This is a genomic window from Fibrobacter succinogenes subsp. succinogenes S85, from assembly GCF_000146505.1.
In the GTDB taxonomy this organism is placed as follows: domain Bacteria; phylum Fibrobacterota; class Fibrobacteria; order Fibrobacterales; family Fibrobacteraceae; genus Fibrobacter; species Fibrobacter succinogenes.
The window spans coordinates 2,218,468-2,244,467 of record NC_017448.1; the positions used below are offsets into that span (position 1 = coordinate 2,218,468).

A 26,000-nucleotide genomic window follows, 5' to 3' on the forward strand; every position below is an offset into this window, starting at 1 on the left:
GGTGCGAGTAAACTAAATCGCTAAAGCCCATAATCCCCGTAAAAACGCACTTTAAAGGGGCTTTTCAAGTTGAAACGAAAATATATTTGGCACATCTTTTGCTACTTTTAACCACGTTTAATTTTTAATCAAGGACAACCATGAGCATTGTAGATACAGTACTCCATAAGATTTTTGGTACACCTCATGAACGTAAGGTGAAACAGCTCCGCCCGGTGATTGCAAAGATTCACGAAGCCTGCAAGGCTCTCGCAACGCTTGATGACGCGGAACTTGCTGCAAAGAGCGCTGAATTCCGTGAAAAGCTGAATAATGGAGCTACCCTCGACGATATCAAGGTTGATGCCTTTGCCGTTTGCCGTGAAGCTTGCGACCGCCGTCTCGGTATCTTCAACATCTTCAAGCCGGAATTTGGCTTTGACTTTAGCCGTCTCGGCCCGGAACTCCAGGAAGCTGCAAACAAGGCCAAGGCCGAACTTGAAAGCGGAAAGAACGAATGGGAAGTCTACCTCCCCGCTGCCCTCTACGCCAAGGTTCGCGAACTCTATCCGGATTCCGTGAAGCCGTTCCGCATGTTGCCTTTCGACGTGCAGATGATCGGTGGTCTCGTGCTCCACGAAGGTGCCATCGCCGAAATGGCTACCGGTGAAGGTAAGACGCTTGCCGCTGCTCTCCCGGTTTACTTGAACGGTCTTTCTGGCCACGGCGTGCATGTGGTGACGGTGAACGATTACCTCGCTGGCCGTGACGCTAAGCAGATGGGCTTGGTCTACAAGTTCCTCGGCCTTACGGTCGGTCTCATTGTGAATGGTCTTGATGCTGAACAGCGCCGTCAAAGCTACAACTCCGACGTGACTTACGGTACCAACAACGAATTCGGTTTTGACTATCTCCGCGACAACATGGCGGTGGAACCGAACCAGCTCGTGCAGCGCGAACTCAACTTCTGTATTGTTGACGAAGTCGACTCCATCTTGATTGATGAAGCCCGTACGCCGCTTATCATTAGTGGTCCTGCTGAAGACGCTACTGAAAAGTACGCAAAGGCAAACGAAATTGCAAAGCAGCTCGTCAAGAACAAGGACTTCTCTGTCGATGAAAAGGACAAGAACATCCAGTTTACGGAAAAGGGCGTGCTCCACATCCAGGACTTGATGCACATTACGAACCTCTATGGCGAACATGCCGACTGGGTTCACTTCCTCGATAACGCTCTCCGCGCTTGGTATCTCTTCGAAAAGGATGTCGACTACATCGTCCGTGACGGCGAGATCATCATCGTCGACGAAAACACGGGCCGCTTGATGGAAGGCCGCCGTTATTCCAACGGTATCCACCAGGCTATCGAAGCCAAGGAAGGCGTGCAGATCCGTCGCGAAAACCAGACGCTTGCAACGATTACGTTCCAGAACTACTTCCGTATGTACAAGAAGCTCTCTGGTATGACTGGTACGGCTGAAACTGAAGCAACGGAATTCATCAAGATTTACAACATGAACACGTGGGTCATTCCGACGAACAAGCCGTGCATCCGTAAGGACTTGCAGGACCTCGTTTATAAGTCCGAAGATGCCAAGTGGCGCGCCATTGTTGCTGAAATCAAGGAACGCCATGCGAAGGGCCAGCCGCTCCTCGTGGGTACGGCATCCATTGAAAAGTCCGAAATCCTCCACGGCATGCTTGAAAAGGAAGGTATCCCGCACGAAGTCTTGAACGCCAAGAACCATGGCCGCGAAGCTGAAATCATCCAGTATGCAGGCCACAAGGACAAGGTGACGATTGCAACGAACATGGCTGGTCGTGGTACTGACATTGCTCTTGGACCGGGAGTGACTGAACTCGGCGGTTTGCATGTGCTCGGTACGGAACGCCATGAATCTCGCCGTATCGACAACCAGTTGCGCGGTCGTTCCGGTCGTCAGGGTGACCCGGGTTCTAGCCAGTACTTCCTTTCCCTCGACGATAACCTGATGCGTATTTTCGGTGGCGACAACGTCAAGAACCTCATGAACCGTTTTGGTGTGGGCGAAGACGAAGTGATTACCCACCCGATCGTCTCCCGCTCTATCCGTGGTGCTCAGCGCCGCGTCGAAAGCCAGAGCTTCGATATCCGTAAGCACTTGCTCGACTACGATAACGTGATGAACGAACAGCGCAAGGTGATTTACGGGCTCCGCCGCCGCATCTTGAACGGTGAAGATATCCGTGACGAAATCATGAACCGCATCGAAGACGCTTGCGATATCAAGGTTTCCAACTACATCCCGGCAAAGAGCTACGCGGAACAGTGGAACCTCGAAGGCTTGCATGAAGACTTGCAGCGCACGCTCGGCATGGAATACAGCCTCACGCTTGATGATGCTGTTTCGAAGACGCCGGAACAGGTGCTCGAAGAAATCATCAACCTCTGCAAGGTGCGTTACGACAAGCTCACGAAGATTATTCCGGATGCCGACTTCCGCAATATCGAACGTCGCTTCCTTCTCATGACGATTGACCAGGTGTGGAAGGAACACTTGTATGCTATGGACCAGCTGAAGGATGCTATCCGCTTCCACGGATACGCCCAGAAGGATCCGCTGATGGTCTATAAGAACGACGGCTTCAAGATGTTTGAAAGCTGCATGGAAAAGATTGCAACGCTTACGGCTCTCCGCATTTTGAACATCCGCATCACGCTCCCGAACGGTGTGACGGTCTCTCCGGACCAGCTCCAGCTCAAGAGCCAGGAACAGATTGATGCCGAACGCAAGGCTGCTGAAGAAGCCGCCGCTGCCGCAGGTAACGCTGGCGAAGTCAATGCTTCCGAATCCGCTGATGCACAGCCGTCTCAGGAATCTGCTGAACAGCTGAGTGCCGAAGGCGCAAAGGCCGCAGGTCTTGCCGGTCAGGCAGCTTCGTCCGAGACGAACGCCCTTTCCGAAGATCAGCAGGCTCAGCCGATGCCGCAGAGCGCACTCCCGGGCACTCGCCCGAACCGTGCTGCTGCTAATGCCGCCCTTGCTGCCGCTGTGAAGCGTGCTCAGCAGCAGGCTGGTGCAAAGCTCGGCCGCAATGATCTTTGCTGGTGCGGTTCTGGCCTCAAGTACAAGAAGTGCCACGGCAAGGACGTCGAATAATTCGGCCAAGAATCGCGAGCACTCTCGCACAAAACGTAATTGAAAAATCCTTGGCTTCCCCGCCGAGGATTTTTTATTTATGTTGTCATGCCCGACTTGGTCGGGCATCTCCTTTTTAAAGCGTGCGGACCACCCAAAAATTTTTGCATATTTGTTCTTATGAAAACTGCGAAGAAATTTTTCAGCCTTGAAGGCATTGACGGTTCCGGAAAGTCCACACAAATCGACATGCTTGTCCGCGTGCTAGAATCCGAAGGCCACAAGGTCGTGAGGTTGCGTGAACCCGGTGGTGCCAAAATTTCCGAACGCATTCGCGAACTCTTGCTCGACCCCGCTTTCAAGGGCATCATGGCAGATGATACCGAACTTTTGCTGTACAATGCCGCCCGCGCCCAGGTGATTCACGAAATCATTAAACCCGCACTCGATGCAGGCAACATCGTCATCGCCGACCGTTTTGCGTGGAGCACGTTTGCTTACCAGGGTTATGCCCGCGGGCTCGGTGCCGATAAAGTCCAGCGTCTCACGGAACTCACGTGCGGAGGCTGCTTCCCGGAACTCACCGTAGTTCTCGACTTGACCGTTGAAGCAAGCCGCAAGCGCATGGCCATTCGTGGTGGCGCCCCTGACCGCCTCGAAAGCGAAAAGGCTGAATTCTTCGAGCGCGTCCGCGAAGGCTACCTCGCTGCAGGTCGCGATTACAGCGATTGCGTGAGCGTCGTCAATGCAGACCGCACTCCCGACGAAGTCCATCAAGATGTCCTTTCACTTATTAAAGCGAAACTGAAATGATCTTTTTCTTCATACTCATTTTCGGCGTGTTTTTCCTGTTCTTTAATGTCAGGATGGTGGCGCCTGGAATCAAGGGAAGCGTCATTGCCGGAATTTCGGTAATCCTCCTCCCCATCTGCTTCTTGTTTAGAACAAGTTATTTTGCATCGCTTGGCATGTCCTTCTTTGCTGTCTGGCTTGCCGAAGCGCTCTTCCTTTATATCCTCTGGTGGATTATCCGTGGTATCCGCCGTGCTGTCGTCAAGAAGCCGCTTGATCGCCGTGTTGAAATTTCTGTGGCGAGACTTTTGCTCTTTGTTTCCGTGCTACTCACGGTTATCTTCCGTATTGCAGGCGCTGGCACAAATGAGAATTTCCATGTTCGCGAGTTCAAGATTGCTGTTCCGACCGAAAAGGAATTTACGGCAGTCTTCTTTAGCGACCTCCACATTGACCCACTTTTCAAGCGTGAAAAGATGGAACGCATCGTTCACGTGAGTGATAGCCTCCACCCGGACTTGGTGCTGTTTGGCGGAGACTTTTCGGACGTTGTGGATTCAACGCTCTCTGCCTGGGAATACGACTTCCTGGTGCAAAAGCTTGCCGCAACCGCGAAGATGGCTGCCATTGCTATTGACGGGAATCACGAAGGATTCCTTGAACGCGAAGGCAGTGACTTTAAAAAGTGGATGCAAAATAACGGTTTCGTCGTGTTGGAAGACTCTACCGTTTGCACGCCTTTTGCCTGTATTACTGGCCGTGTAGACCATAGCGTTGCCAAGATGCGAGCTGTCGAACGCAAGCCGCTTTTTGACTTGCGCCCTACGGCCGAAGAATCTAGACTTCCCTGGCTTCTCCTTGATCACCAGCCGCGTGGCATTGAAGAAGACCACCCTGGCCGCCGTCCCGACTTTGCCATGTCCGGCCACACGCACAATGGCCAGTTTTTCCCGGGAACGATCATTATTGACTGGGTCTGGCGCCTCGCCTATGGTCTTGGCGAACTGGATCAGGTCAAATGGCTCGTTTCCAGTGGTGTTGATTCCTGGGGTCCCCCGGTTCGTATCGGTAGCGATACGGAACTCTTGTTCCTCCGTTTTGTACCTGACCGGCTGTAATGACAGTCTGTGTCAAAATACATTAACTATATTTTAGGGAACTATGACTCTTTGCTTAGAAACGGATCAGTTGGAAACCGTACAGAGAATTCTTGGGCTCCATTTTGAGGGCTTTGAAGTTTGGGCGTACGGCACGCGTGTCACGGGCGTAGATTTGACCCCGGATACGGATTTGGAATTGGCAGTCATCTCGGACTCCCCTATATCCCTTGATGACATGACTTCGGTGGAAAAGGCCTTTGTTGAAAGTGGACTCCCGTTCCGTGTCGATATTGTCGACTGGTCCAAGCTCCCCGAGTCTCTTCAAAAGCAAATCAAGAAAGAACATTCTGTCATTCAGGAGGCCGCCGATAGCTTCCAGTAAGGCTGGCGAGGTTTGAATATGAATCGCTTGTTACCCCTATTTTTAGCTGCAGCCCTCTCTACCATGGCTTTCGCACAGGACGATGTCGAAAAGGTAAAGTCGGTGGTCAAGAGTGGTCGTTGCTCGGACGCGATTGCTCCGCTGCAGAAAATCTACAATGCATCTTTCCGTAAGCTTGAAGGCGAAAAGGCTTCTGTCATGCTTGCGGAATGCTACCTCCGCACAGGCAAGAAGGATGATGCTTACGATGTGGCTTCCCGCTTCTTGGAATACCATGTGAAGTCCGCTTACCGCGAACGTATGGAACTTGCCCGTGCCGTTGTCGATGTCGAAAAGGGTTCTGTGTTTGATGGTGTCGAAGCCATGCTCCGCGTGCTTTCTTACTCGACTAACCCAGCTGCAAGGTCTCGTGCTAAAGATGTCGCTATCCAGACTTTGGCGGCATCCCTCCTTACCGCAGACCAGCTCCAGGCATTGCTTGAAAAGTATCCTGTTGACCGCGAAGTGATGGGCTGGATACAGCTCCAGATCGGTCGCGAATGCCAGAACGCCAAGCGCTACCGCGCTGCGAGGTACTGGTACAAGAAGGTTCTCAAGACGACTTCTTCCGAGAATTTGCAGAAGACCGCCAAGAAGGGCATCAGCGCTCTTGAAGGCCTTGGTGCAGGGCTTCCGACCGTGCTCGTGCTCGCTCCGCTTTCCGGTGACTTCGCCGAATTCGGTGCTGCCGCTGTGCAGGGTTCCCTCCTCGCTTACGAACAGGCAAACCTCAAGGGCAAGGTGAACATCATCTTCCAGGACACGCACGCCGATGCCGCTATCGCTCTCATGCGTACGCAACGCGCTGTGAACCAGGATAGCATTATTGCCATTATCGGTCCTATCATGAGCGCTCCTGCAACGTCTGTCGCTGCATGGCTTGGCAGTAACTTCCAGCATGTGCCGATGCTTACTCCGACCGCAACGGACGCTGGCATTGCAAAGCTTGGCCCGAACATCTTCCAGGTGAACCTCACCATGGACATCCTCTCCCAGACGATTGCTGACTTCGCTATCAAGTGTCTTGACATTCGCGAATTTGGCGTGATGAGTCCGCTTGGTGATTTTGGTACGGCCATGTCTGAAAGCTTTACTCGCGCTGTTGAACGTCGTGGCGGTGCTGTTGTCGGCTTCCGCAATTACGAAGAAGGTCGCCCGGACTATAAGACTGAATTCAACCTTATGCGCGATGTTCGTTTCAATCAGGAAAACCGCCGTCGCAATATTGCTAAGGGCTTGAATGATTTGAACTCTGTGAACCCGCGTGACCGCAAGCTTTACCTCGCTGACTCTACTGTTGAATTTCCGGGTCTCTTCATTCCGGCTACAAACCCGGCAGATGCAGGAGCCATGGTGAGCCAGGCCGCATTTAACAAGGTTTCCGGCACGTATCTCGGAACATCTGGCTGGTACGGTCGTGAACTTTTGATTCAGGGCAAGCGCCTTGTTGAAGGTTCCTACTTCAGTGTTCCAGGGCTGGATATGAACAAAGGAAATGCCGCCTACACGAACTTCGTGAAGGACTTTACCGCCCGCTGGGGCATTGAGCCGGGTGAAGACAAGGTAAGCGGTCTCAGCTACGATGCCGCAAACATCATCTTTACGGCATTCTCCGCTGTTTCGGGTAATGACGACGACATGACGCATTACATAAATGCGACTAAAGATTTCAAGGGGATCTATGGTGATATCAAGTTCCGTCGTGGTGCAAACGCCAACACAAAGATCGTGACGGTGAACAAGGGCAAATTTGAAGTTGTGACGGCTTGCGAACGCCAGGACAAGGCAAAAGAATCCGCCAAGTCTAAAAAGAAGAAGTAACGCAACGTGTCATCCTCGGAATATTTCTCGATTTAAAAAAGAACCCTGCGGCTAAAGCCGTAGGGTCCTTTTTCTAGGAGTAAAACCGGTGATTCCGGAATTGAGAGAGAGAAACTAGCAGTTTGCTGCGATGCATGCCGCCACGAAGTCCGCCGATTCTCCTTGCTGGTAATAAGCGTAGAGGTTCGAATCGTCCATGATGTCTTCGAGGTTGATGCCGCTTGTGGAGGTTAACTCGTCTTTGATTCTAGCCTTGAAGGCTTGGAATCCTGTGTGGAGCAGGTAGTAGAGTGCCGCAGTTTGTGTCTTGTGGAACATCTTCATGGTGGCCTCCATCGAAAAGAGTTGTTGTGGCGCCTAGGCGAGTTTTTATAAAATCTCTTCTGATAACCACTTAGCTTCAATTTTCTTGAAAGAATGTTAATAAGATGTTTATTTCTTATTAACATCTATTGTATTTATACATTTTTTTACCTCAAGAAACAAGGTTTGCCATATTCCAAAATGGATGATGGTGCGTGCGGACGAAAGTTTCTAAATTACAGACAATGCTAAAGAGATTCATCGCACCGCTGTTAATGGTCGCCGGCATTTCCGTTGCCGACGAGCTTTCTTTTGCACTTTCTCCGGCGCAAAACGAACTTGCCGAAAAGGTCACGCAAAAGACGATGGAACTCAACTACGTCGAAGCATTCAACCTGGCCCGCAAGCTCCGTCTCGAAAACGATGGGGTAGGATGCGTGTTCCAGAATATCATCCGCGTGAGCATGTACGACGACAAGGGCGATACGACATCGCTCAAGGTCGCCGCCAAGAATCTTGAAACCTGCAAGACCGAAGGTCTGTGGGATGCGCTCCGCAATTTCGAGATAGGCTACGTGCTTACCGAGACAGGCCATTCCGTCAAGGGCGCCATGCAGACGCGCTCTGCCGCAAGCCAGTTCGAAGACGCTAAGGATTATGAGTCCAAGGCCTTCTATGCGATTTACGCGTACTATGTCGATAACAGCTTTGGTTGGCTCCCATTCAAGTCGGACAATCGCGAGGCCTACCTCAAAATTCTCGATTCCGGCTCCCTGCGTTCGGCACGTTTCTGGCCGCTGTTCCTGACTCCGCTCATCTGGATGCACTATGACCGCAAGGACTACAAGACGGGCCTTTCGCTTGCCGAACGTGGCCTCAAGAAGGCTCCGAATCATCCAGTGATGCTCCAGATCAAGGCCGACATGCTTTACAGGCTTGAACGCTACGACGAAGCCGCCGCTATTTACGAAAAAAGTGCCGCAGACTACCTTGAACGTACAGGAAAGTCCATTCGATACTGGTGCTCCGTATTGAACCTCATCCGCATCTACCACGATGCCGGTGATGAAGCCAAGTCCCAAGAACAGCGCAAAAAGCTCAACGACCCGGATTACCAGAAAATCAAGAAGTGGATGCCTGGTTCCCTCATTGACGACCTTACCGACCGCAAACTGATTTAACAGTAGGGGAGTTAGTGATCATTCAAACTGTTTACTAACCACTGATTACTGTCCACTTTAATTGTTAACAAAAATTAGCGAAAATTTTTTAGTCCATTCTCGACAAAAAAGCGTGTTAAATAAATAGAAGCACGTTTAAAAATCAGGAGGTTTTTATGTCGAGAAAGTTGTCAGTGCTGCGTGTTGGATTCTTTTTGGATGGCTATACGCTCAAGAAGGTCAATGAATATTACCTCAGGCACCATCGGTATCACTCGCGATTGGATTTCAAGGCGCTCAAGGGTTGGGTACGGGATTACGCCATGCGTCTTTTTGGCCACGATGGCTGCCCTATAGAGATTGAGTCGCATTATTACCACCCTTACGTGAGATTTGAGGATCGAGCTGAATCTCCAGTTGACAGCGGCATGGACCGTTTTGAAAAGCAGCTTGCGCTGGCAGGTTTCGAAGTGCATTACAATTCGGCGGAAAATGCTAAAAGGATGGGGCCGAACTTGCAGCTGATTGAAGATGCATCCCTTTGCGCCTACTACCGCAGGATAGACGCCCTTGTGCTTTTGAGTACGCAGGGGCAGTATTCAACTTTGCCGGAACGTCTCAAGCGCGAAGGTATCCCGACGCTCTTGCTGGGCTGGAACTTTGAGTACTTAAAGGGAGATACTCCGGTTTACTGGAAAACGGATTCCTGCTTGCGGGAACAGAGCGGCTATTATGTGGCTATGGAGGAAGTGGCCGAGATGTATCCGCCTAAGCGTTTTGCCGAAAAGAATTTGTTCATGCTGCCGTACAACCCGCAGCCTGCAAATTCGAACATTTGGCGTGCGTACTTGCAAAAGATCATGGCATCGCTTGACGAATCGCCTGCATGTAAGCCTGACTACAAGAAAAGCCCCGCAGTGGCGGGGCTTGGCTAGCGATTTTAAGTTTTCGAATTTAGTTCGTTCTTAAATCTTGTCCTGCTGTTTCTTTTCCCATGGGCTGAGGAATGTCCAGCCAATGCGGAGGCCTACAAACCAGGTATCGCCATCGTTGTCGGTGTTGAAGATGGTGGTATCAAGGTTGTCGCCTTCAACGTTGAGTTCGTTGTAGCGCACAGCGCGGTAACCACCGTAGAGGCCGATGGAGAACTGTTCAAACTGAAGGCGTGCTTCGAGTTCTGCGTTGAACGTGGCGGCCATGGTGCTATAGTAGCGGTCGCGCATGATGGTTTCATCTTTGCTTGATTCGTTTGTAACAACGTAATTAGACGTGAAGTGGATATTCATCATGTTGAATCCGATACCCACGGCCGGGATCAAGTTGAAGAATGCATTTTCACCGAGGAGCTTCCAGCCGAACATCCAGTCGACACCGTAGTTGAACCAGCGTGCATCGTAGAGAGGGAAATCGGATGTGACTCCGTTAGGAACGCCTGTAGAGTCAACAGCGTATGCAGTAACTGTGGATTTCGGTCTTTCAGAAATTTGCGTGATGGCAAAGTTGATATCGAACCAGGTCATGAACTGCTTGTACTGCGCACCGATATTGAAATGAATACCGGGGTAGAACTTATTGAACTTGCTGTACTTTGCGGCTCCGTAATAGAGGGATGTGTCCGTGCCGTATTTGTGCTTCAATGCACCGCTTGCAAAGGGTACCGTGTTTATGTAGTCCTGAAATCCGGGGAACATGCCACGGAAATCTCCACCAATGGAAATGAAGCCGCGGATGTGTTCTTTGTCGTAAAATCCTTCTTCGGCTGCAGATGAATTGGTGGCAAATGCAAGAATGCTAAACACCGCGGCCAGGCATAAAGAGGCTATTTTTGTCTTCATAAAGGCTCTCTCCTAATAGGGACTCTCAAAAAGAGACATTAAATCAAACAATAAAATACATTATCTTCTGGTTTTGTGCATGAAAATTTACGATAGAATGTTGAAAATCAATAAATTAGTGCCGTTTTGTCATTCGTTCCGAGGGGGGCGGTTTAGTTTTTTTGCTTTTACCTGGATTTGCGCTGTCTTGGTTATTGCCGTGACGGGCTGTCGTGACGAGTCAAGTGCTCAAGGGAATTTACAATCAAAAGCGCCGGTGACTGCATGCAGCGAGTCCGTCCAGTTTGAACCGGTCGTGAGCGACTATTTCTCGATTGGTAAACTGTGCGGGGTTGATGTCGCGGTTGTGCGTTCCGTGGTCGGTAAGGATACGTTGGTCCATAAATACGTGATGATGGATTCAGCGGCCGCCTCTCTTGGGATGGATCTGCAACATCGCGGGTTCCCGGAAGAATGGCATTCGGCGGTGGTATTGCGTGTGCCGCTTAACCGTGTAGCGGCCCTTTCGACTTCGCAGGTGGGCTACATGCTCAGGCTCGGGCTTCGCGACAAGATTGTCGGTGTCTCGGATGGGCAGTACATCGTGGATAGTGTTTTGTACGAGCGTGCGCAGAATAAGTCTGTGGCTAGTATCGGCTACGATGCAAGCGCCCTGGAAAAATTGATGGCTCTTAATTTGGACTTGGTTCTTGACTTTACTACAGGCGGTGATTACGATAACTACGAACAAATTGCAAGAACCAATCTCCCGTTGATGCTCACGTCCGAATGGCAAGAAAATACTCCGCTTGCAAAACTGGAATGGATTAAGTTGTACGGAATTCTGTTTGGCCTCCGCGCTCAAGCCGATACCATTTTCAAACAAGAGAAACAAAAATACGAAACACTAAAGGCTTTGATTGCTTCTGCAGATTCCCTCTCGTCTCTCGTCTCTCGCCATTCGTCTGAACATTGTCCTCGCGTTCTCGCTGGCATGTCCTACGGTGGTGTTTGGCATGCTTCTGGCGGCAACAGCTTTACGGCTAACTTGGTCCGCGATGCGGGTGGTTGCTACATGTGGGCTTCCGATACTTCTCGTGAACTTACATTCTCGTTTGAAGAGGTCTATGCGCTTGCCGATAGCGTTGATGTCTGGGTCAATCCGTCCATGTTTGCAACGACGGACGAAATCCTTGCCCTTGAACCTCGCGTGAAAAATATCAAGGCGTTTAAGGAGAAGAAAGTTTTCCAGAATGATGGGCGCAAGGGTCTTGGGGCAGGCAACGATTTTTACGAAGGGGCCATCACGCGTCCGGCGGAACTCCTGTGGAATCTTACAAAATGCATAAAAGGGTCCGTTCCGGGGGTAAATTCGATAGACACCAGTTACAAATGGTACAGAAATATCTATAATTTTTAACGTATGATGTCACACACAGGTATTGGAGACTGGATTTCTGCTCAATATGACCTCGGTGTACCGTTCTTGCAACAGGTCCCGAGAGAGTATGCAGACTATCTGCTTTTAAATTCCCAGATTCGTGAATACGACGCTGGTGAAATCATCCTCCAGGGCGGAATCGAAGGCGAATCCTTCTGCGTTTTGCAGAGTGGTCGCGTTATCATCTGCGGCCAGATTCTCCCGGACGGCCATTACAGTGCGCTTGCGACTTTGGAAAGCGGCTCCTGCTTTGGCGAAATGTCTATCCTGTGTGGCGAACCTACCGCCAATACGATTATTGCCGCCGAAGACGGCTGCACGGTGCTTCACATTCCGAAGGCGGAATTTTTGAAGTTCCTCGACAAGAATCCGAGCGCCTTGCTTTACCTTTACAAGGTGATGGCGGACCGCCTCCGCGCAAAGAACCAGGCGCTTGACGAATTCGAACGCTTGTCGCTTTTGGCTTCGGCGAAGGTTCTACCGTTTATTGATTTTGCGCAGACGATGGAAAAGAGCCGCATTACCGGAACGGTCATTTTCGAATGCTCCGGAGAATCGGGCTTTATCGCTTTCCAGGATGGCCGAATCTGCTGTGCCAAGTGCGGCAAGCTTGCAGGTCCGGATGCACTCGAAAAGATGCTTTCTTGGGGTGATGAGACATTGTTCAAGCTGGATACGCACGTGATGCCCGATGTCGTAAACATCAACCAGATGTCGGATACCACAAGCCTCATCCTTGATGCGCTCAGAAATATTGATGAAAAACAAAGCGCCCGTAAATAGGGCCAAATCGCTGCCCGCTCGTAGGGCAAAGGAAAAAAGATGAATTACGCAGACGCAGGAGTTTCCTTGGCACGTGCCGATGAGGCAATGGTCGGTGTCAAGAAGTCCGTCCGTACCACTTTCAACCAGGGCGTTCTCGGCGACGTGGGCAACTTCGGTGGCCTGTTCACGCTGAACCACCTCGGCATGAAGGACCCTGTCCTCGTGAGCTCCGTTGATGGTGTCGGCACCAAGCTCAAGGTCGATATCGAAATGGGTACGCACGAACTGCCGGGTCAGGACATCGTGAACCATTGCTGTGACGATATCCTCGTTCAGGGCGCACGTCCGCTGTTCTTCCTCGACTACGTGGCTACGGGCCGCCTGGAACCGGGTGTCATGGACAAGCTCGTTGCCGGTATGGCCAAGGCCTGCCGCGAAAACGACCTCGTCCTGATCGGTGGCGAAACTGCTGAAATGCCGGGCTTCTACGGTCCGGGTGACTACGATATCTCCGGTACGATCGTGGGTGTCGTGGAACGCGAAAACATCATTGACGGCAAGAAGATCAAGCCGGGTACGATCATCCTCGGTCTCCCGTCCACGGGTCTCCATACAAACGGCTATTCTCTTGCTCGTAAGGTTCTCTTTGACGTGGCCGGCTACAAGGTCGACACCATGGTCGACGGCATGGACAAGTCCATCGGCGAAGCTCTTGCAACTCCGCACCGCAGCTACTACCCGAGCCTCATCGACCTCTGCAACAAGAAGAAGATTCAGGGCCTTGCTCACATCACGGGTTCGGGCTACCAGGGCAACATCCCGCGTATCCTCCCGGACAACGTCGACGTGATTATCGACCGCACCACGTGGGATCCTCCGATGATCTTCAAGCTCATCCAGCAGGCTGGCTCTGTCGAAAAGGACGAAATGTACTCCACGTTCAACATGGGCATGGGCATGCTCATCTTCATCGACCCGGCTGACAAGGCTGAAGTCGTCGCTCACCTCGAAGCTAAGGGTGAAAAGTGGACGCAGATCGGTGAAGTCGTCGCCGGCACCAAGCAGGTGAAGTTCCGCGACTAATCGCAATTATGTCATCCTGAGCCGTGAGGCGAAGGATCTAAAAAAAGGCTCGCACATAAGTGCGGCCTTTTTCTTTTTCTAACCACTTCCTACCGTCTACTTCCTACCGTCTACTTTTTGTCCCAACTCACATATATGCTGTCAAAAAACTTTTTTTCGTGCCTTTTATGGGAATAAAATTTAATTTTAAACGAGGTGTAAAAAGGAAAATTATGAAAAAACTTTTACTGAGCTCTTTAATTGCCGCAGGTGCTTTTTCAATGTTCAGCGCCTGCTCCGATGACCCCGTTACCGCATCATCTCCGATTGCGGCTCCGACGTCGAGCGATTCGGGTTACCCGGGTACTTCTAGCAGTTCTAGCGCATTTGCTCCGATTCCGGGTTATAGTTCTGCTATAGTGCCGGGCTCTAGTGGTTCTAATCCGCTTTCAAGTTCTAGCGCGATTGCTCCAGTTCCGGGTTCTAGCTCCAGCGTCGTTAATCCGTCTCTGTCTAGTTCGTCTGTAAATCCGGCATCTAGCGCAACTCCGGGTTCTTCTGCTGTTGAAAGCTCTAGCAGTGCGGAACCTGCAAAGACGACCGGCAATCCTGAAGAAGACATCAAGCTGTACCCTGTGCCCACGCTCAAGAATATTCTTGGCAATGGCACCAGCGGCTGGAACACCCGTTACTGGGACGCCTGCAAGGCTCACTGCTCCCAGACCAGTCTCGATGGTGCAGAAGGCAAGCCCGTCATTACTTCCCAGGAAGAATACGAGTCCAGACATTACACGGCCCGCGTCTGCAACATCCACGATATTGAAATTCCTACGTTTACCTATAGCAAGGGCTTGGAACGTTACTGGATCGGTATCCAGAATACGCCAAACGCATGCCAGGAAGCAGACCCCGCATCTGGTGGCGGCTTTACCTGTACCGACATGGCCCCTGTAGCTGTGAATGATACTTTGGCATATGCTTTCGTTGCTGGTAGCGATGCGACAACTTCGTGTGGCAAGTGCTTCCATTTGCAGTATGACGGTAGCTTTAAGGATGCCGATGGCAATAATGCTCCCAAGGGAACGCACAAGGCTCTTAAGGGTAAGCATATCATCGTAATGGCATCCAACATCGGTCACGACGTGAAGCCTGGCCAGTTCGACCTCATGGTTCCGGGTGGTGGACCGGGTATCTTCAATGCCCTGCAGCTTCAGATCACTAAGCCCGGCATTGAATGGGGTGCCACTTACGGCGGTTTCTTGACATACTGCCAGAACGGAGAGAAGTGCGGTTATGATGGTACGCTGGAATGCTACCAGAGTTGCGTCAACGAAATGTGCGACGCTGCCTTTGGTGACTCCAACTATCCGAACCTGCTCCGTGGCTGTCACTGGTTTGCCGATTGGTTTATGGCTGCCGACAACCCGACCTATCAGTGGGAAGAAGTCGAATGCCCGCAGTACTTGGTTGACAAGTACGAGACGACTATCAGCAGATCCATTGAAACCAAGATTCTGTTCCAGTCAGACTGGTCTAAATACAAGGGCGGTGAATTTATCACCACAGACGCTTGCAGCAGCACACCCAACGATCAGCACGAATACTGCGATCCAGACCAGTTGGCTGCAGACAAGGCAAAGACCTACTAGTCCTGTGTAAGAACGAATTTATTTGAAATGTTGTCCCGGAAGCATTGCTCCCGGGATTTTTTTTTTGTGCATTTGCTGTCTCGTCACCCTCTTATGTCACCCCGGCTGAGCCTGCCCTGGACGAGTTCCGGGATGCCGGGGTCGCCATTTTTCATTCTCGTCACCCTGAACGAAGTGAAGGGTCCAGTCAATTCTTGCCTATGGCCAAAAAGATTTCTGTTTACAGAATGTGAATAATGTGTAGTGCCGACGGCATACATCCCGTTTTTATCGAAAAAAGTGAAAAAAAGTGAATTTTTTTCACAATTACCCCTTGCAAATGTTCGTGAAAATTCTATAATTGGCGCCGTTCCTGAGAGACGAGGCCGAAACGAAGAAACGAAAGCCGAGAACGAAGGAAAAAGCGAAAGCCCGCGAGACTTTCGGGAAGATTGAAGGAATCGGAGATGTGCTTAGTGACGGCCCAAGAAAATTTCTTGGAAGTCAAATTTACGAAAAACAGGACAGACTATTTTAAAAATCAATGAAGAGTTTGATCCTGGCTCAGAACGAACGCTGGTGGCGTGTCTTATACATGCAAGTCGAGCGAGGCAGCAATGCCGAGCGGCGAACGGGTGAGTAACGCGTAAGCAATCTGCCCCATATCAGGAAATACCCGTGCCAACGCGCGGTTAATGTCCAGGAGAGTGGCCCTCCGCATGGAGGGTTGACTAGAGATTTATCGGTATGGGATGAGCTTGCGTCCGATTAGCTAGTTGGCGGGGCAACGGCCCACCAAGGCGACGATCGGTAGCCGGCCTGAGAGGGTGATCGGCCACATTGGGACTGAGATACGGCCCAGACTCCTACGGGAGGCAGCAGTAGGGAATATTGCACAATGGGGGAAACCCTGATGCAGCAACGCCACGTGTGGGAAGAAGCATTTCGGTGTGTAAACCACTGTCATGAGGGAATAAGGCCCGCCTCCGGGCGGGATTGAATGTACCTTGAGAGGAAGCACCGGCAAACTTCGTGCCAGCAGCCGCGGTAATACGAGGGGTGCAAGCGTTGTTCGGAATTACTGGGCGTAAAGGGAGCGTAGGCGGAGATTCAAGCGGATTGTACAATCCCGGGGCCCAACCCCGGCTCTGCAGTCCGAACTGGATCTCTTGGATAGTTCAGGGGCAGGCGGAATTCCTGGTGTAGCGGTGGAATGCGTAGAGATCAGGAAGAACACCGATGGCGAAGGCAGCCTGCTGGGGACTTATCGACGCTGAGGCTCGAAAGTGCGGGTAGCAAACAGGATTAGATACCCTGGTAGTCCGCACCGTAAACAATGCATACTGGGTGTCCGGGGGTTCCCCCGGGTACCGTAGCCAACGCGTTAAGTATGCCGCCTGGGGAGTACGTACGCAAGTATGAAACTCAAAGGAATTGACGGGGGCCCGCACAAGCGGTGGAGCATGTGGTTTAATTCGAAGCAACGCGCAGAACCTTACCAGGGTTTGACATGGGAACGCCGCGGCGAGAGATCGCCGTTTTGCAGCAATGCAACGTTCCGCACAGGTGCTGCATGGCTGTCGTCAGCTCGTGTCGTGAGATGTTGGGTTAAGTCCCGCAACGAGCGCAACCCACGTTTCCAGTTGCCACCCGCAAGGGGGCCCTCTGGAGAGACTGCCGGGGACAACCCGGAGGAAGGTGTGGATGACGTCAAGTCCTCATGGCCCTTACATCCTGGGCTACACACGTGCTACAATGGTCGGTACAATGGGTCGCAACGCCGCGAGGCGGAGCCAATCCTCAAAGCCGTCCTCAGTTCGGATCGGAGTCTGCAACTCGACTCCGTGAAGCTGGAATCGCTAGTAATCGTGGGTCAGCACACCACGGTGAATACGTTCCCGGGCCTTGTACACACCGCCCGTCAAGCCATGGGAGAAGGGAGTGCTCTAAGTCGTGCAAGCGCCTAAAGCAAGACCTTTGACTGGGGCTAAGTCGTAACAAGGTAGCCGTACCGGAAGGTGCGGCTGGATTACCTCCTTTAAGGAGTAAATCTGGAACGCAAGTTCCAATACCTGTTTTTCAAAAGACAAACGCCGTCGCATAAGTACATCTCCGATTCTTTTAGAGCCCGGGTCTGTAGCTCAGCTGGTTAGAGCACCGCTCTGATAAGGCGGGGGTCAATGGTTCAAGTCCATTCAGGCCCACTTTCAGGGGCTATAGCTCAACTGGTAGAGCGCCAGCTTTGCAAGCTGGATGTTAGGAGTTCGAGTCTCCTTAGCTCCAGGAAGCACCGACCGGGTGCAGAAAACATCGTCCCAGCGAGGACATGTGAAAATTGAAATTTCGGCATGGAAACTAACAAAGCAATCAAGCATACAGAGTGACTTGAAGCACCAAGAAAAAAACAGGTGGATTCGAGCTGCTCATGCGGCAGAACAGAGCTGAATCGCTGGAATTAGGATTTAAGCGAAGGAATGCACGCGGGGGATGCCTAGGCATCCGCCGGCGACGAAGGACGGGCCAAGCCCCGAAAGTCCGGTACGAGGCGCAAAGGGCCTTTGACTACCGGGGTTCCGAATGGGGAAACCCACGCGCAAGCGTATCCTCTAGATGAATACATAGTCTAGCGGAGGCAAACCCGGGGAACTGAAACATCTCAGTACCCGGAGGAAAAGAAATCAACCGAGATTCCCGTAGTAGTGGTGAGCGAACCGGGAGGAGCCCAGACGGGTTGCGTACAGCGGATTGCGAGCGAAGCGGGATGGAAAGCCCCCCCACAGCAGGTGACAGGCCTGTAGCGAGCAAGAAACTGACGTCCGTCGAAGAGTAGGGCGGGACACGTGAAATCCTGCCTGAAGACGGGGGGACCACCCTCCAAGGCTAAATACGAGCGGATGACCGATAGTGCACAGTACCATGAGGGAAAGGTGAAAAGCACCCCGAGAGGGGAGTGAAATAGCGCCTGAAACCGCGTGCATACATTCTGTCGGAGGGAGGATTCATCCTCCTGACGGCGTGCCTTTTGTTTAATGAGCCAGCGAGTTGCTCGTGTACGGCAAGGTTAAGGGCCTCAGGTCCGGAGCCGAAGCGAAAGCGAGTCTCAACTGGGCGACCAGTCGTACACGGCAGACACGAAGCCTTAGTGATCTACCCATGGCCAAGCTGAAGCGGAAGTAACATTCCGTGGAGGGCTGAACCGATATACATTGAAACGTGTTCGGATGAGCTGTGGGTAGGGGTGAAAGGCCAATCAAACTGGGCGATAGCTTGTTCTCTCCGAAACATATTTAGGTATGGCGTCATGTTAGCTTCACGGGGGTAGAGCACTGGCAGGACTAGGGGGCACACCCGCTTACCAAACCCTATCAAACTCCGAATACCGTGAACGCGATGCATGGCAGACAGCCTGCGAGTGATAAGATCCGTAGACGAAAGGGAAACAACCCTGACCACCGACTAAGCGTCCCCAAGTACGTGCCAAGTGGGAAAGGATGTGGAGCTGCACAGACAGCCAGGAGGTTAGCTTAGAAGCAGCTATCCTTTAAAGAAAGCGTAATAGCTCACTGGTCAAGCGGCTCCGCGCCAAAAATGATCGGGACTAAGCACGTCACCGAAGTCGTGGGCTCTGGCAACAGAGCGGTAGGAGAGCGTTCCGCAGGCCTGGGAAGGCGGGTGGCGATGCCCGCTGGAGGCACCGGAAACGAGAATGCTGGCATGAGTATGCGAAAATGCGGGTGAAAAACCCGCACACCGTAAGTCCAAGGGTTCCCGGGCAAGGATAATCCTCCCGGGGTCAGTCGGGATCTAAGACGAGGCCGAGAGGCGTAGCCGATGACAACCAGGTGAACATTCCTGGACCCTCCGATAAGCGTCATGACCGACGCGGCGACGCATGGGAATTCACGGGGCGGCCGATGGATGCCGCTGAAGGAGTGCGAGTCGCTGGGGCGGCAAATCCCCCCAGCACATGACCCAGGCTCCGGACCCCCGGAAGGCTTCGGCCGGAAGGGGCGCCGCGATGGACCGTGCCAGGAAAAACCGCTAAGGGAGCGAACGGAGGCCCGTACCGTAAACCGACACAGGTGGACGAGGCGAATAGCCTAAGGTGCTCGAGACAACTCGGGAGAAGGAACTCGGCAAATTAACCCCGTAACTTCGGGATAAGGGGAGCCTCCGGTGGTGAGCGTGAACAGCGCGGAGCCTCTGGAGGTCGCAGGGAAACGGCAGAAGCGACTGTTTACCAAAAACACAGGGCCATGCTAACACGCAAGTGGACGTATATGGTCTGACACGTGCCCGGTGCCGGAAGGTTAACAGGAGGGGTCAGCGCAAGCGAAGCCCTGAATCGAAGCCCCGGTAAACGGCGGCCGTAACTATAACGGTCCTAAGGTAGCGAAATTCCTTGTCGGGTAAGTTCCGACCTGCACGAATCGTGTAACGACTTCTGCACTGTCTCCTCCCGGGACTCGGCGAAATTGCAGTGCCGGTGAAGATGCCGGCAACCCGCACCTGGACGGAAAGACCCCATGAACCTTCACTGTATTTTGACATTGGTTTTAGGGCTGGCATGTGTAGGATAGGTGGGAGGCTACGAGCCGGCGACGCCAGTCGTCGGGGAGCCGTCCTTGAAATACCACCCTTGCCCGTTTTGAGATCTAACCTCGTCCCGTCATCCGGGACAGGGACCGTGTCTGATGGTCAGTTTGACTGGGGCGGTCGCCTCCCAAAAGGTAACGGAGGCATCCAAAGGTTCCCTCAGCGCGGTCGGCAATCGCGCGCAGAGCACAAAGGCATAAGGGAGCTTGACTGCGAGACGGACACGTCGAGCAGGTACGAAAGTAGGGCTTAGTGATCCCGCGGTACAGCGTGGAAAGGCCGTTGCTCAATGGATAAAAGGTACTCTGGGGATAACAGGCTGATCTCCCCCAAGCGTTCATAGCGACGGGGAGGTTTGGCACCTCGATGTCGGCTCGTCGCATCCTGGGGCTGGAGAAGGTCCCAAGGGTTTGGCTGTTCGCCAATTAAAGCGGCACGCGAGCTGGGTTCAAAACGTCGTGAGACAGTTTGGTCCCTATCCGGTGTGGGCGTTCGAGACTTGAGGGAAGCTGTCCTTAGTACGAGAGGACCGGGACGGACGGACCTCCGGTGTACCGGCTGTCGCGCCAGCGGCATTGCCGGGTAGCCATGTCCGGATTGGAGAAACGCTGAAGGCATCTAAGCGTGAAGCCATTCCCAAGATCAGGTCTCGCGGGGGCAACCCCCTGAAGGGCCGTCGGAGACTACGACGTCGATAGGCCGCAGGTGTAAGCGTGGCGACACGTTGAGCCGAGCGGTACTAATAGCCCGTGAGACGCTTTTCCTTTCTTTCAACGATTTGGTTCATCTACTGCGTGAGCAGCCCGAACCCACTACGCTTCAGCACTGAAGCTTGATTGAGTTTCCATGTCAAAGAATTTGTTTCAGCGGTTATCGAGTGAGGGTCACACCCGTTCCCATCCCGAACACGGAAGTTAAGCCTCAGATCGCCGATGGTACCTGGCCCTCGGGTCCGGGAGAGTAGGTCGCCGCTGGATTCACGGGCCCCCTGAGCAAACGCTCGGGGGGCCCTTTCTTTTTATGCCGCTCGGCTCTATTGCAGGACGGGACTCCGTCTTCGCCTCGCTCTCGCGCCTACGTCCGGTCAGTACCGGCCGCCTGCCGCTCACGGCCCTTGCCGAAGAACGGCGAGCGGGGCTTTTTCGTTTTTGCGCCGCTCGCGAATCACGCGGGCGCTCCTCGGATCACGCCGCGAGTCCGGGCTTGTGCTGTCATAACGGACATCGTTCCGGCATACATGATTTTATCTTGTCCTAAAAATTTTTTCAAGGCGCTCCTGTTAAGAGAATGCTCTATTCTACAGATATTAAAATGCGATAAAGAGTTTGTTCTGAGTTTAAATCGCTATTTTGTTTGTACAAATTTTGTACGTTTTTACTCTGTTTTCGGGGATTTTCTTCACGTTTTCTGGAAAAAGAATTTTCTATACATAATTTTCTTGAAAAAGATTTCTTTTTTTTTTAATATTTTTGTTTTTTTACAAAAAAATGATGTAAATTTAAACTTACGGGTGTGGAATAACTAAAAGGTGAGTGTTGTATGAGACACCTGTATTTGGCTTTTTGTCTATTTGGCGCTGTTGCGTCTTCGGCTTTTGCTGATTTGACTGTTCACTTGCAGTCTCCTTTTGGCGTAGCTGCCACTTCTAAATATATTCCTCATGTTGTTGGGAATGCCATCAAGCCCGATGTCGGGGCTACTTCATCTACCATAATGAAGGATGAAGGTGATAACTGGTATTCTTATACATGGAAATCGTCCCTTTCGGACTTTTTGGCGACTGAATCATTCAGTATCAAGGCGTGTCCGGAAGGCACGACCAGTAATCTTACTTGCGTAGACTGGGCGGAAGGCGATAACTTTAATTTCCGCGATTTCTTTGATGGTAGCAAGGAAGTCTGGATTTATACGGATTCTGAGACGGGAACTTATACGAAGTCCTTTGTGGCTCCAGGATCCAAGGTTGTTTGGTTCAAGAGCCCGTGGGGCAATAAGGCTTTGCCGCAGATGGTCTTTGGGCAAGATACGGTCTTGATGCATTTCTCTGAAGATAAGACGAAGTGCGGCTGGTTCTACGCAGGCCTTACTCAGGAAATGCTTGACAAGCATATCCTACGTACTGCATTTTTCTATCGTAACAATGCACCTTGGTTGAGTGTCCCTGCGGACAAGAAGCAGATTATTGAATTGAGTGCCGCTCTCGAGAAGAAAAAGGATACTATCTATGTTGATGGTACTCTGGCAACACCTTCTGTCGGGACGAACATGGGTACTGTTGGGGAATGCTTCGACAATAGCCGAACGTTGCATGTTTATAATCCGTGGCGTACCAACAGCATTTATCGCGATAGCTCGATTTATATCAGTATAGATGGTGTGAGACAGGATTCAATCCGTGGTGCAGATACGACTATTGCAGGACCTGCACAGGAACCGCTTGCTTTAGACAAGGATTATAAGTACTGGCTTTCCGTGACTTTCTCGGATTCCCTTGTTTCTACAGCGGCCTGGAAATCTGCAGATGCTAAGGTGCAGTTTACCCGTAGTTTCAATGAAAATATCAAGATCCATTATTTCAGTGAAAAGAATCGCCCGGTTGCAAGCGACTTGTTCCCGTCAGGTGTTTATGAAACATGGTTCTTTGCAAGCTCTACAATGGAAGACGTTGATATTTCTTACGCACCGCTTGAACGCAAGGTTGTGCGCCTGCTTAGCCCGTGGAAGAATACGCCGACTTCGTTTGTGGTCAGTGCCAATAATGATGTCGTGAGAATGTCGACTTTCTCGAAGGATACTTGCGGCTGGTTCGAAGGTACGTATTACAAGCACGCTTCTGATTGGAAGGTTTATTTCAAGCAGAGCTTTGGCCTTGAAAAGTACTCGATGCAAGGCGTTATTCGTGAAGGCAACGAGGTTGAAGTTCTTGTCAATTTGGATTCCTTGCTGACCACTCGCGATACGGCTTGGGTCTATCCGTCCGAAAAGAACAAGAGCTATAGCCGTCCGGATGCTTCGTCCAAGTTCCCGGTGGGTCGTCTTGGCGATTGCCCGAGCATGAAGATTTCCGCAATGCTTATTGACTGGGCTGGCGAAAGCCATCACGACAGTATTGATATTGACTTTGGCCATGTGTTTGGCGGTAATGCCTATACTAAGGTCGGGAAGGATAGTTCTTGCCAGGCCGGAACTGTAACGGGCATGGTGAAGCAGACGCTTGTAAATGGTCGCCCGGCACGAGTGGATTCTACAGATTTCCCGTGGAGCAAGTGCGCTGCAGGTCACGAGATTGACAAGTGGTTTGTGCCGGAAGTTGTCGCTACTGTTGGTGGCAAGGAATATACGAACTCCCGCTGCCAGGACATTGAACTCCAGCTTGACAACGAAGGGTTCTGGTATGCCGACTACACGAATGAATCGGGTGACTGCAATGACCCGGTAAGCCCGGGATTTTTCCCGCTGGATGACTTTAGGTATCTCGATTCTGCACAAACGATACCGAACCCGAAATTTGACTGGGATGTCGAAGGATGGGTCAAGTGGGCTGGCGAGGCCAACGGCAAGAATGACACTTGCAAGCACAACTATGGCTATACCATGGCGGTCTCCGCAAGCTTCAAGTATGTGAAGGGTCAGTATTTTGAATTCCGCGGTGACGACGACGTGTGGGTTTATGTCAATAACAGGCTCGTAGTGGATATCGGCGGTGTGCATGAAAAGGTGGAAGGCGCTGTAAATCTTGATACGATTGGTCAGAACGATCCGACGCTCGCCTTGAAGGAAGGTCGTGAATATCCGTTCCATATCTTCTACGCCGAACGCAATGCGACGGGGTCGAACTTCAAGATGCGTACCTCCATCAATTTGCAGAAGCAGAACACCTATCTTACGACAATCAACGATACCAAGAAGAGCGATATCACGGGTATCTTGAGACTCAAGATGGATGCCGAAGCTGTTAGCTGCGACCCGAATGCCAAGGCTCTGGTCGATACAACTGATGCCCCGTCTGTATTCTACCTCGATGGTGGTAATTTCTCCGAAGCGGCTGAACTGAGTGTCGGCATGAACTATGGCGGTATCCTGATTAACGAAGACAGGTCCAGTTTCTCGATTAATATTGATGAAATTGTCAAGCAGCGTTCGCTGCAGCCGGGAGCTTATGTGCTGTACTTCTACTATGAAAGCGATATGGGCTTGAACGACGCCTATGAATTCACTGTTCCTGAATACCCGACTCCGGAAATCGCGTTTGTTGATGTGTTTAAGGGCAGCACTACGGGCAAGCCGACTGCATTTGACCCGACGAACAAGACGTTGAGAGGAGAAACGATTGTCACTGGTGTAAACGATACGTTGATGACTCACGTGCGTTACCCGGAAATGACGTACCTTGAAATCATGGTGACCTACATGGGTGAAATTTGCGGTGACTGCCATGTCTTTTTGGATCTGAAGCCGTCGAATGCAAATCTGGTGTTCTACAGCGAGACGGATCAGCAGATCAACACTGTTGAAACGGATGATGAAGGTATTGCTCGTTTCTATGTTGTGGGCGAAGGTGCTGCTAGTGGTGTCTCGTTCAACGTCGTTGGCATTAGCGGTGTCAAAAACTCGCTCAAGTGGGATAACATCAACTTCAAGGATCCTGAAGTGCCGCTCGCAAAGACGGGTAGCATCTATGACCGCAATGGTGATGGTGTTGCTGACAGCATTTACATCCCGTTTGAGTTCAATGCTCTTGTTGAGCACGATTTGGATGCGATTGCATGGAACTTTGGCAGCAAGGATTGGCACGAGTTCAACTCTCTTGAAGATATCTCGGGATTCATTAAGAACGATTCAACTGTCGTCATTACCGCAGATAGCCTGATTGATTCTGTTTACACGGGTGAAGCGAAGTCTGTTGTCGATGGCAATTTCCGTTACCATTACATTTACCTTGATGAAGCGACGGGCTCGACTCAGGAATCTGAAACGCTCTACACGAAGATTCAGGATAAGATTGGCGCTATCATCCTTGAAAAGCCGATGCTCAAGATTGTCTCGAATACCGCAGTGAAGGTGACGATTAAGCTTTCTGAAGGTTGCAATGCCGCATTGCTCTTGTCGGATAATTCTAGGTTCATCGAACTGAAGGACAAGGATGACAACATTGTGGATCCGTCGAAGTATGTCGTGTACCCTGCAACTCCGAATGGCGAAAGCGATTACTACGACTTGATGTTCTTGAAGTCGGAAACTGTGATTGCTCCGGAAGTGGGCTTCAAGATTCGCCTTGTTCCGGGTGTGTTGCCTGACTTGAGTGGCAATACGCCTCACGAATTGAACCCATGGCGCCGTATTGAAGGTGAACAGCCGCTTGAGACTGAACGTCCGAAGGTCGTGACGGTTAATCCGGGCATGTTTGATGAAAATCCGTGGCCGGGTGATACGAACGATGTGATTCCGCTCCGCGTCGAGAAGGACCTTACCCTTAAGGAGATTATCCAGGAGAAGGGCTTGCCGGGCGTGTTGGTCAAGTTCCAGCTTGACGATTACGCAACGACCCAGGTGCTTGGCGCTGGTAACTTGAAGCCGGGTACTCCTGAATACGACGCAGTCTTGAGCAAGGTCAAGGTAAACTGGGATATTGAATTCTTCTCGAGTCTGGGGCAGTATGTGAACTGGGTCAAGGGCGAATTCGCCTGCAACGACAAGTCTATTTTCGGTACGGACTGTATCCAGAATGCGGGCAACATGTTCTTCGAATGGGATGCCATGAGTGACAAGGGCCGCATGGTCGGAACGGGCGTGTATATTGCGAAGTTCAAGTTCAAGATTTTCTCGGATAAGGAAGTCATGGGCAAGGGCGAAGAAACGTTCACGTTCGGTATCCGCCGCAACGAAAAGTACAAGACCGGAACAAAGAAGATCAAGTAATTAACCCATCCCATATTTGGGATGACCGAATGCCCCGCCATTGTGCGGGGTTTTATTTTTTTTTCCTTATAGCGTTTTGA

Annotated in this window: 14 protein-coding genes, 2 tRNA genes and 3 rRNA genes; 17 read left to right on the forward strand and 2 right to left on the reverse strand. The window is 51.5% G+C overall.

The features are described 5' to 3' along the window. Positions 1–140: 140 nt before the first annotated feature. The 5 genes from secA to FSU_RS09225 all read left to right on the forward strand — a co-directional run bounded on the left by secA (position 141) and on the right by FSU_RS09225 (position 7,232). Positions 141–3,119, forward strand: a complete 2,979-nt coding sequence (gene secA / locus FSU_RS09205) for a preprotein translocase subunit SecA (RefSeq protein ID WP_014546150.1) — start codon at positions 141–143, stop codon at positions 3,117–3,119. A gap of 159 nt (positions 3,120–3,278) precedes the next feature. Continuing rightward, positions 3,279–3,911 (forward strand): dTMP kinase, encoded by a 633-nt coding sequence (gene tmk / locus FSU_RS09210; RefSeq protein WP_014546151.1) that lies wholly within the window; start codon positions 3,279–3,281, stop codon positions 3,909–3,911. Further along, positions 3,908–5,008, forward strand: coding sequence for a metallophosphoesterase (locus tag FSU_RS09215; protein ID WP_014546152.1), 1,101 nt, complete (start codon positions 3,908–3,910; stop codon positions 5,006–5,008). The genes tmk and FSU_RS09215 overlap by 4 nt, the downstream gene beginning before the upstream one ends. A 43-nt stretch (positions 5,009–5,051) precedes the next feature. After that, on the forward strand, positions 5,052–5,372 hold the full coding sequence (locus FSU_RS09220; RefSeq protein WP_014546153.1) for a nucleotidyltransferase family protein: 321 nt from the start codon (positions 5,052–5,054) through the stop codon (positions 5,370–5,372). Between the two features lie 18 nt (positions 5,373–5,390). Further along, complete coding sequence (locus FSU_RS09225) at positions 5,391–7,232, forward strand: ABC transporter substrate-binding protein (protein ID WP_014546154.1); 1,842 nt, start codon at positions 5,391–5,393, stop codon at positions 7,230–7,232. A gap of 114 nt (positions 7,233–7,346) precedes the next feature. Here the strand turns inward: FSU_RS09225 and FSU_RS09230 are convergent, their stop codons facing one another. Beyond that, positions 7,347–7,556, reverse strand: a complete 210-nt coding sequence (locus FSU_RS09230) for a hypothetical protein (protein ID WP_015732022.1) — start codon at positions 7,554–7,556, stop codon at positions 7,347–7,349. A gap of 224 nt (positions 7,557–7,780) precedes the next feature. Between FSU_RS09230 and FSU_RS09235 the strand changes: the two genes are divergently transcribed. Both FSU_RS09235 and FSU_RS09240 read left to right on the forward strand, forming a co-directional pair. Beyond that, positions 7,781–8,716 (forward strand): tetratricopeptide repeat protein, encoded by a 936-nt coding sequence (locus FSU_RS09235; RefSeq protein WP_015732023.1) that lies wholly within the window; start codon positions 7,781–7,783, stop codon positions 8,714–8,716. 155 nt (positions 8,717–8,871) lie between these two features. Beyond that, positions 8,872–9,630 (forward strand): PIN domain-containing protein, encoded by a 759-nt coding sequence (locus FSU_RS09240; protein ID WP_014546157.1) that lies wholly within the window; start codon positions 8,872–8,874, stop codon positions 9,628–9,630. Positions 9,631–9,660: 30 nt separating this feature from the next. Here the strand turns inward: FSU_RS09240 and FSU_RS09245 are convergent, their stop codons facing one another. Then, positions 9,661–10,530 (reverse strand): hypothetical protein, encoded by an 870-nt coding sequence (locus FSU_RS09245; RefSeq protein WP_014546158.1) that lies wholly within the window; start codon positions 10,528–10,530, stop codon positions 9,661–9,663. A gap of 187 nt (positions 10,531–10,717) precedes the next feature. On the opposite strand from FSU_RS09245, the gene FSU_RS09250 reads away from it, so the two are divergent. The 10 genes from FSU_RS09250 to FSU_RS09300 all read left to right on the forward strand — a co-directional run bounded on the left by FSU_RS09250 (position 10,718) and on the right by FSU_RS09300 (position 25,920). After that, positions 10,718–11,929, forward strand: coding sequence for an ABC transporter substrate-binding protein (locus tag FSU_RS09250; RefSeq protein WP_157747944.1), 1,212 nt, complete (start codon positions 10,718–10,720; stop codon positions 11,927–11,929). Between the two features lie 3 nt (positions 11,930–11,932). Continuing rightward, positions 11,933–12,733 (forward strand): cyclic nucleotide-binding domain-containing protein, encoded by an 801-nt coding sequence (locus FSU_RS09255; protein WP_014546160.1) that lies wholly within the window; start codon positions 11,933–11,935, stop codon positions 12,731–12,733. Positions 12,734–12,772: 39 nt separating this feature from the next. Further along, positions 12,773–13,798, forward strand: a complete 1,026-nt coding sequence (gene purM, locus FSU_RS09260; RefSeq protein ID WP_014546161.1) for a phosphoribosylformylglycinamidine cyclo-ligase — start codon at positions 12,773–12,775, stop codon at positions 13,796–13,798. Between the two features lie 212 nt (positions 13,799–14,010). Next, positions 14,011–15,426, forward strand: coding sequence for a glycosyl hydrolase family 5 (locus tag FSU_RS09265; RefSeq protein ID WP_015732025.1), 1,416 nt, complete (start codon positions 14,011–14,013; stop codon positions 15,424–15,426). A gap of 520 nt (positions 15,427–15,946) precedes the next feature. Next, a 16S ribosomal RNA gene (locus FSU_RS09270) occupies positions 15,947–17,445 on the forward strand. A gap of 90 nt (positions 17,446–17,535) precedes the next feature. Further along, positions 17,536–17,609 (forward strand) — tRNA-Ile (locus FSU_RS09275). 6 nt (positions 17,610–17,615) lie between these two features. After that, positions 17,616–17,688 (forward strand) — tRNA-Ala (locus tag FSU_RS09280). A gap of 175 nt (positions 17,689–17,863) precedes the next feature. Next, positions 17,864–20,767, forward strand: a 23S ribosomal RNA gene (locus tag FSU_RS09285). A 96-nt stretch (positions 20,768–20,863) separates the two neighbouring features. After that, positions 20,864–20,978: ribosomal RNA gene (gene rrf, locus FSU_RS09290) — 5S ribosomal RNA — on the forward strand. The 16S, 23S and 5S rRNA genes sit together here with 2 tRNA genes alongside, the layout of an rRNA operon. A gap of 562 nt (positions 20,979–21,540) precedes the next feature. Further along, a complete protein-coding gene (locus tag FSU_RS09300; RefSeq protein ID WP_014546163.1) occupies positions 21,541–25,920 on the forward strand; it encodes a fibro-slime domain-containing protein in 4,380 nt (1,459 codons plus the stop codon). Positions 25,921–26,000: the final 80 nt, after the last annotated feature.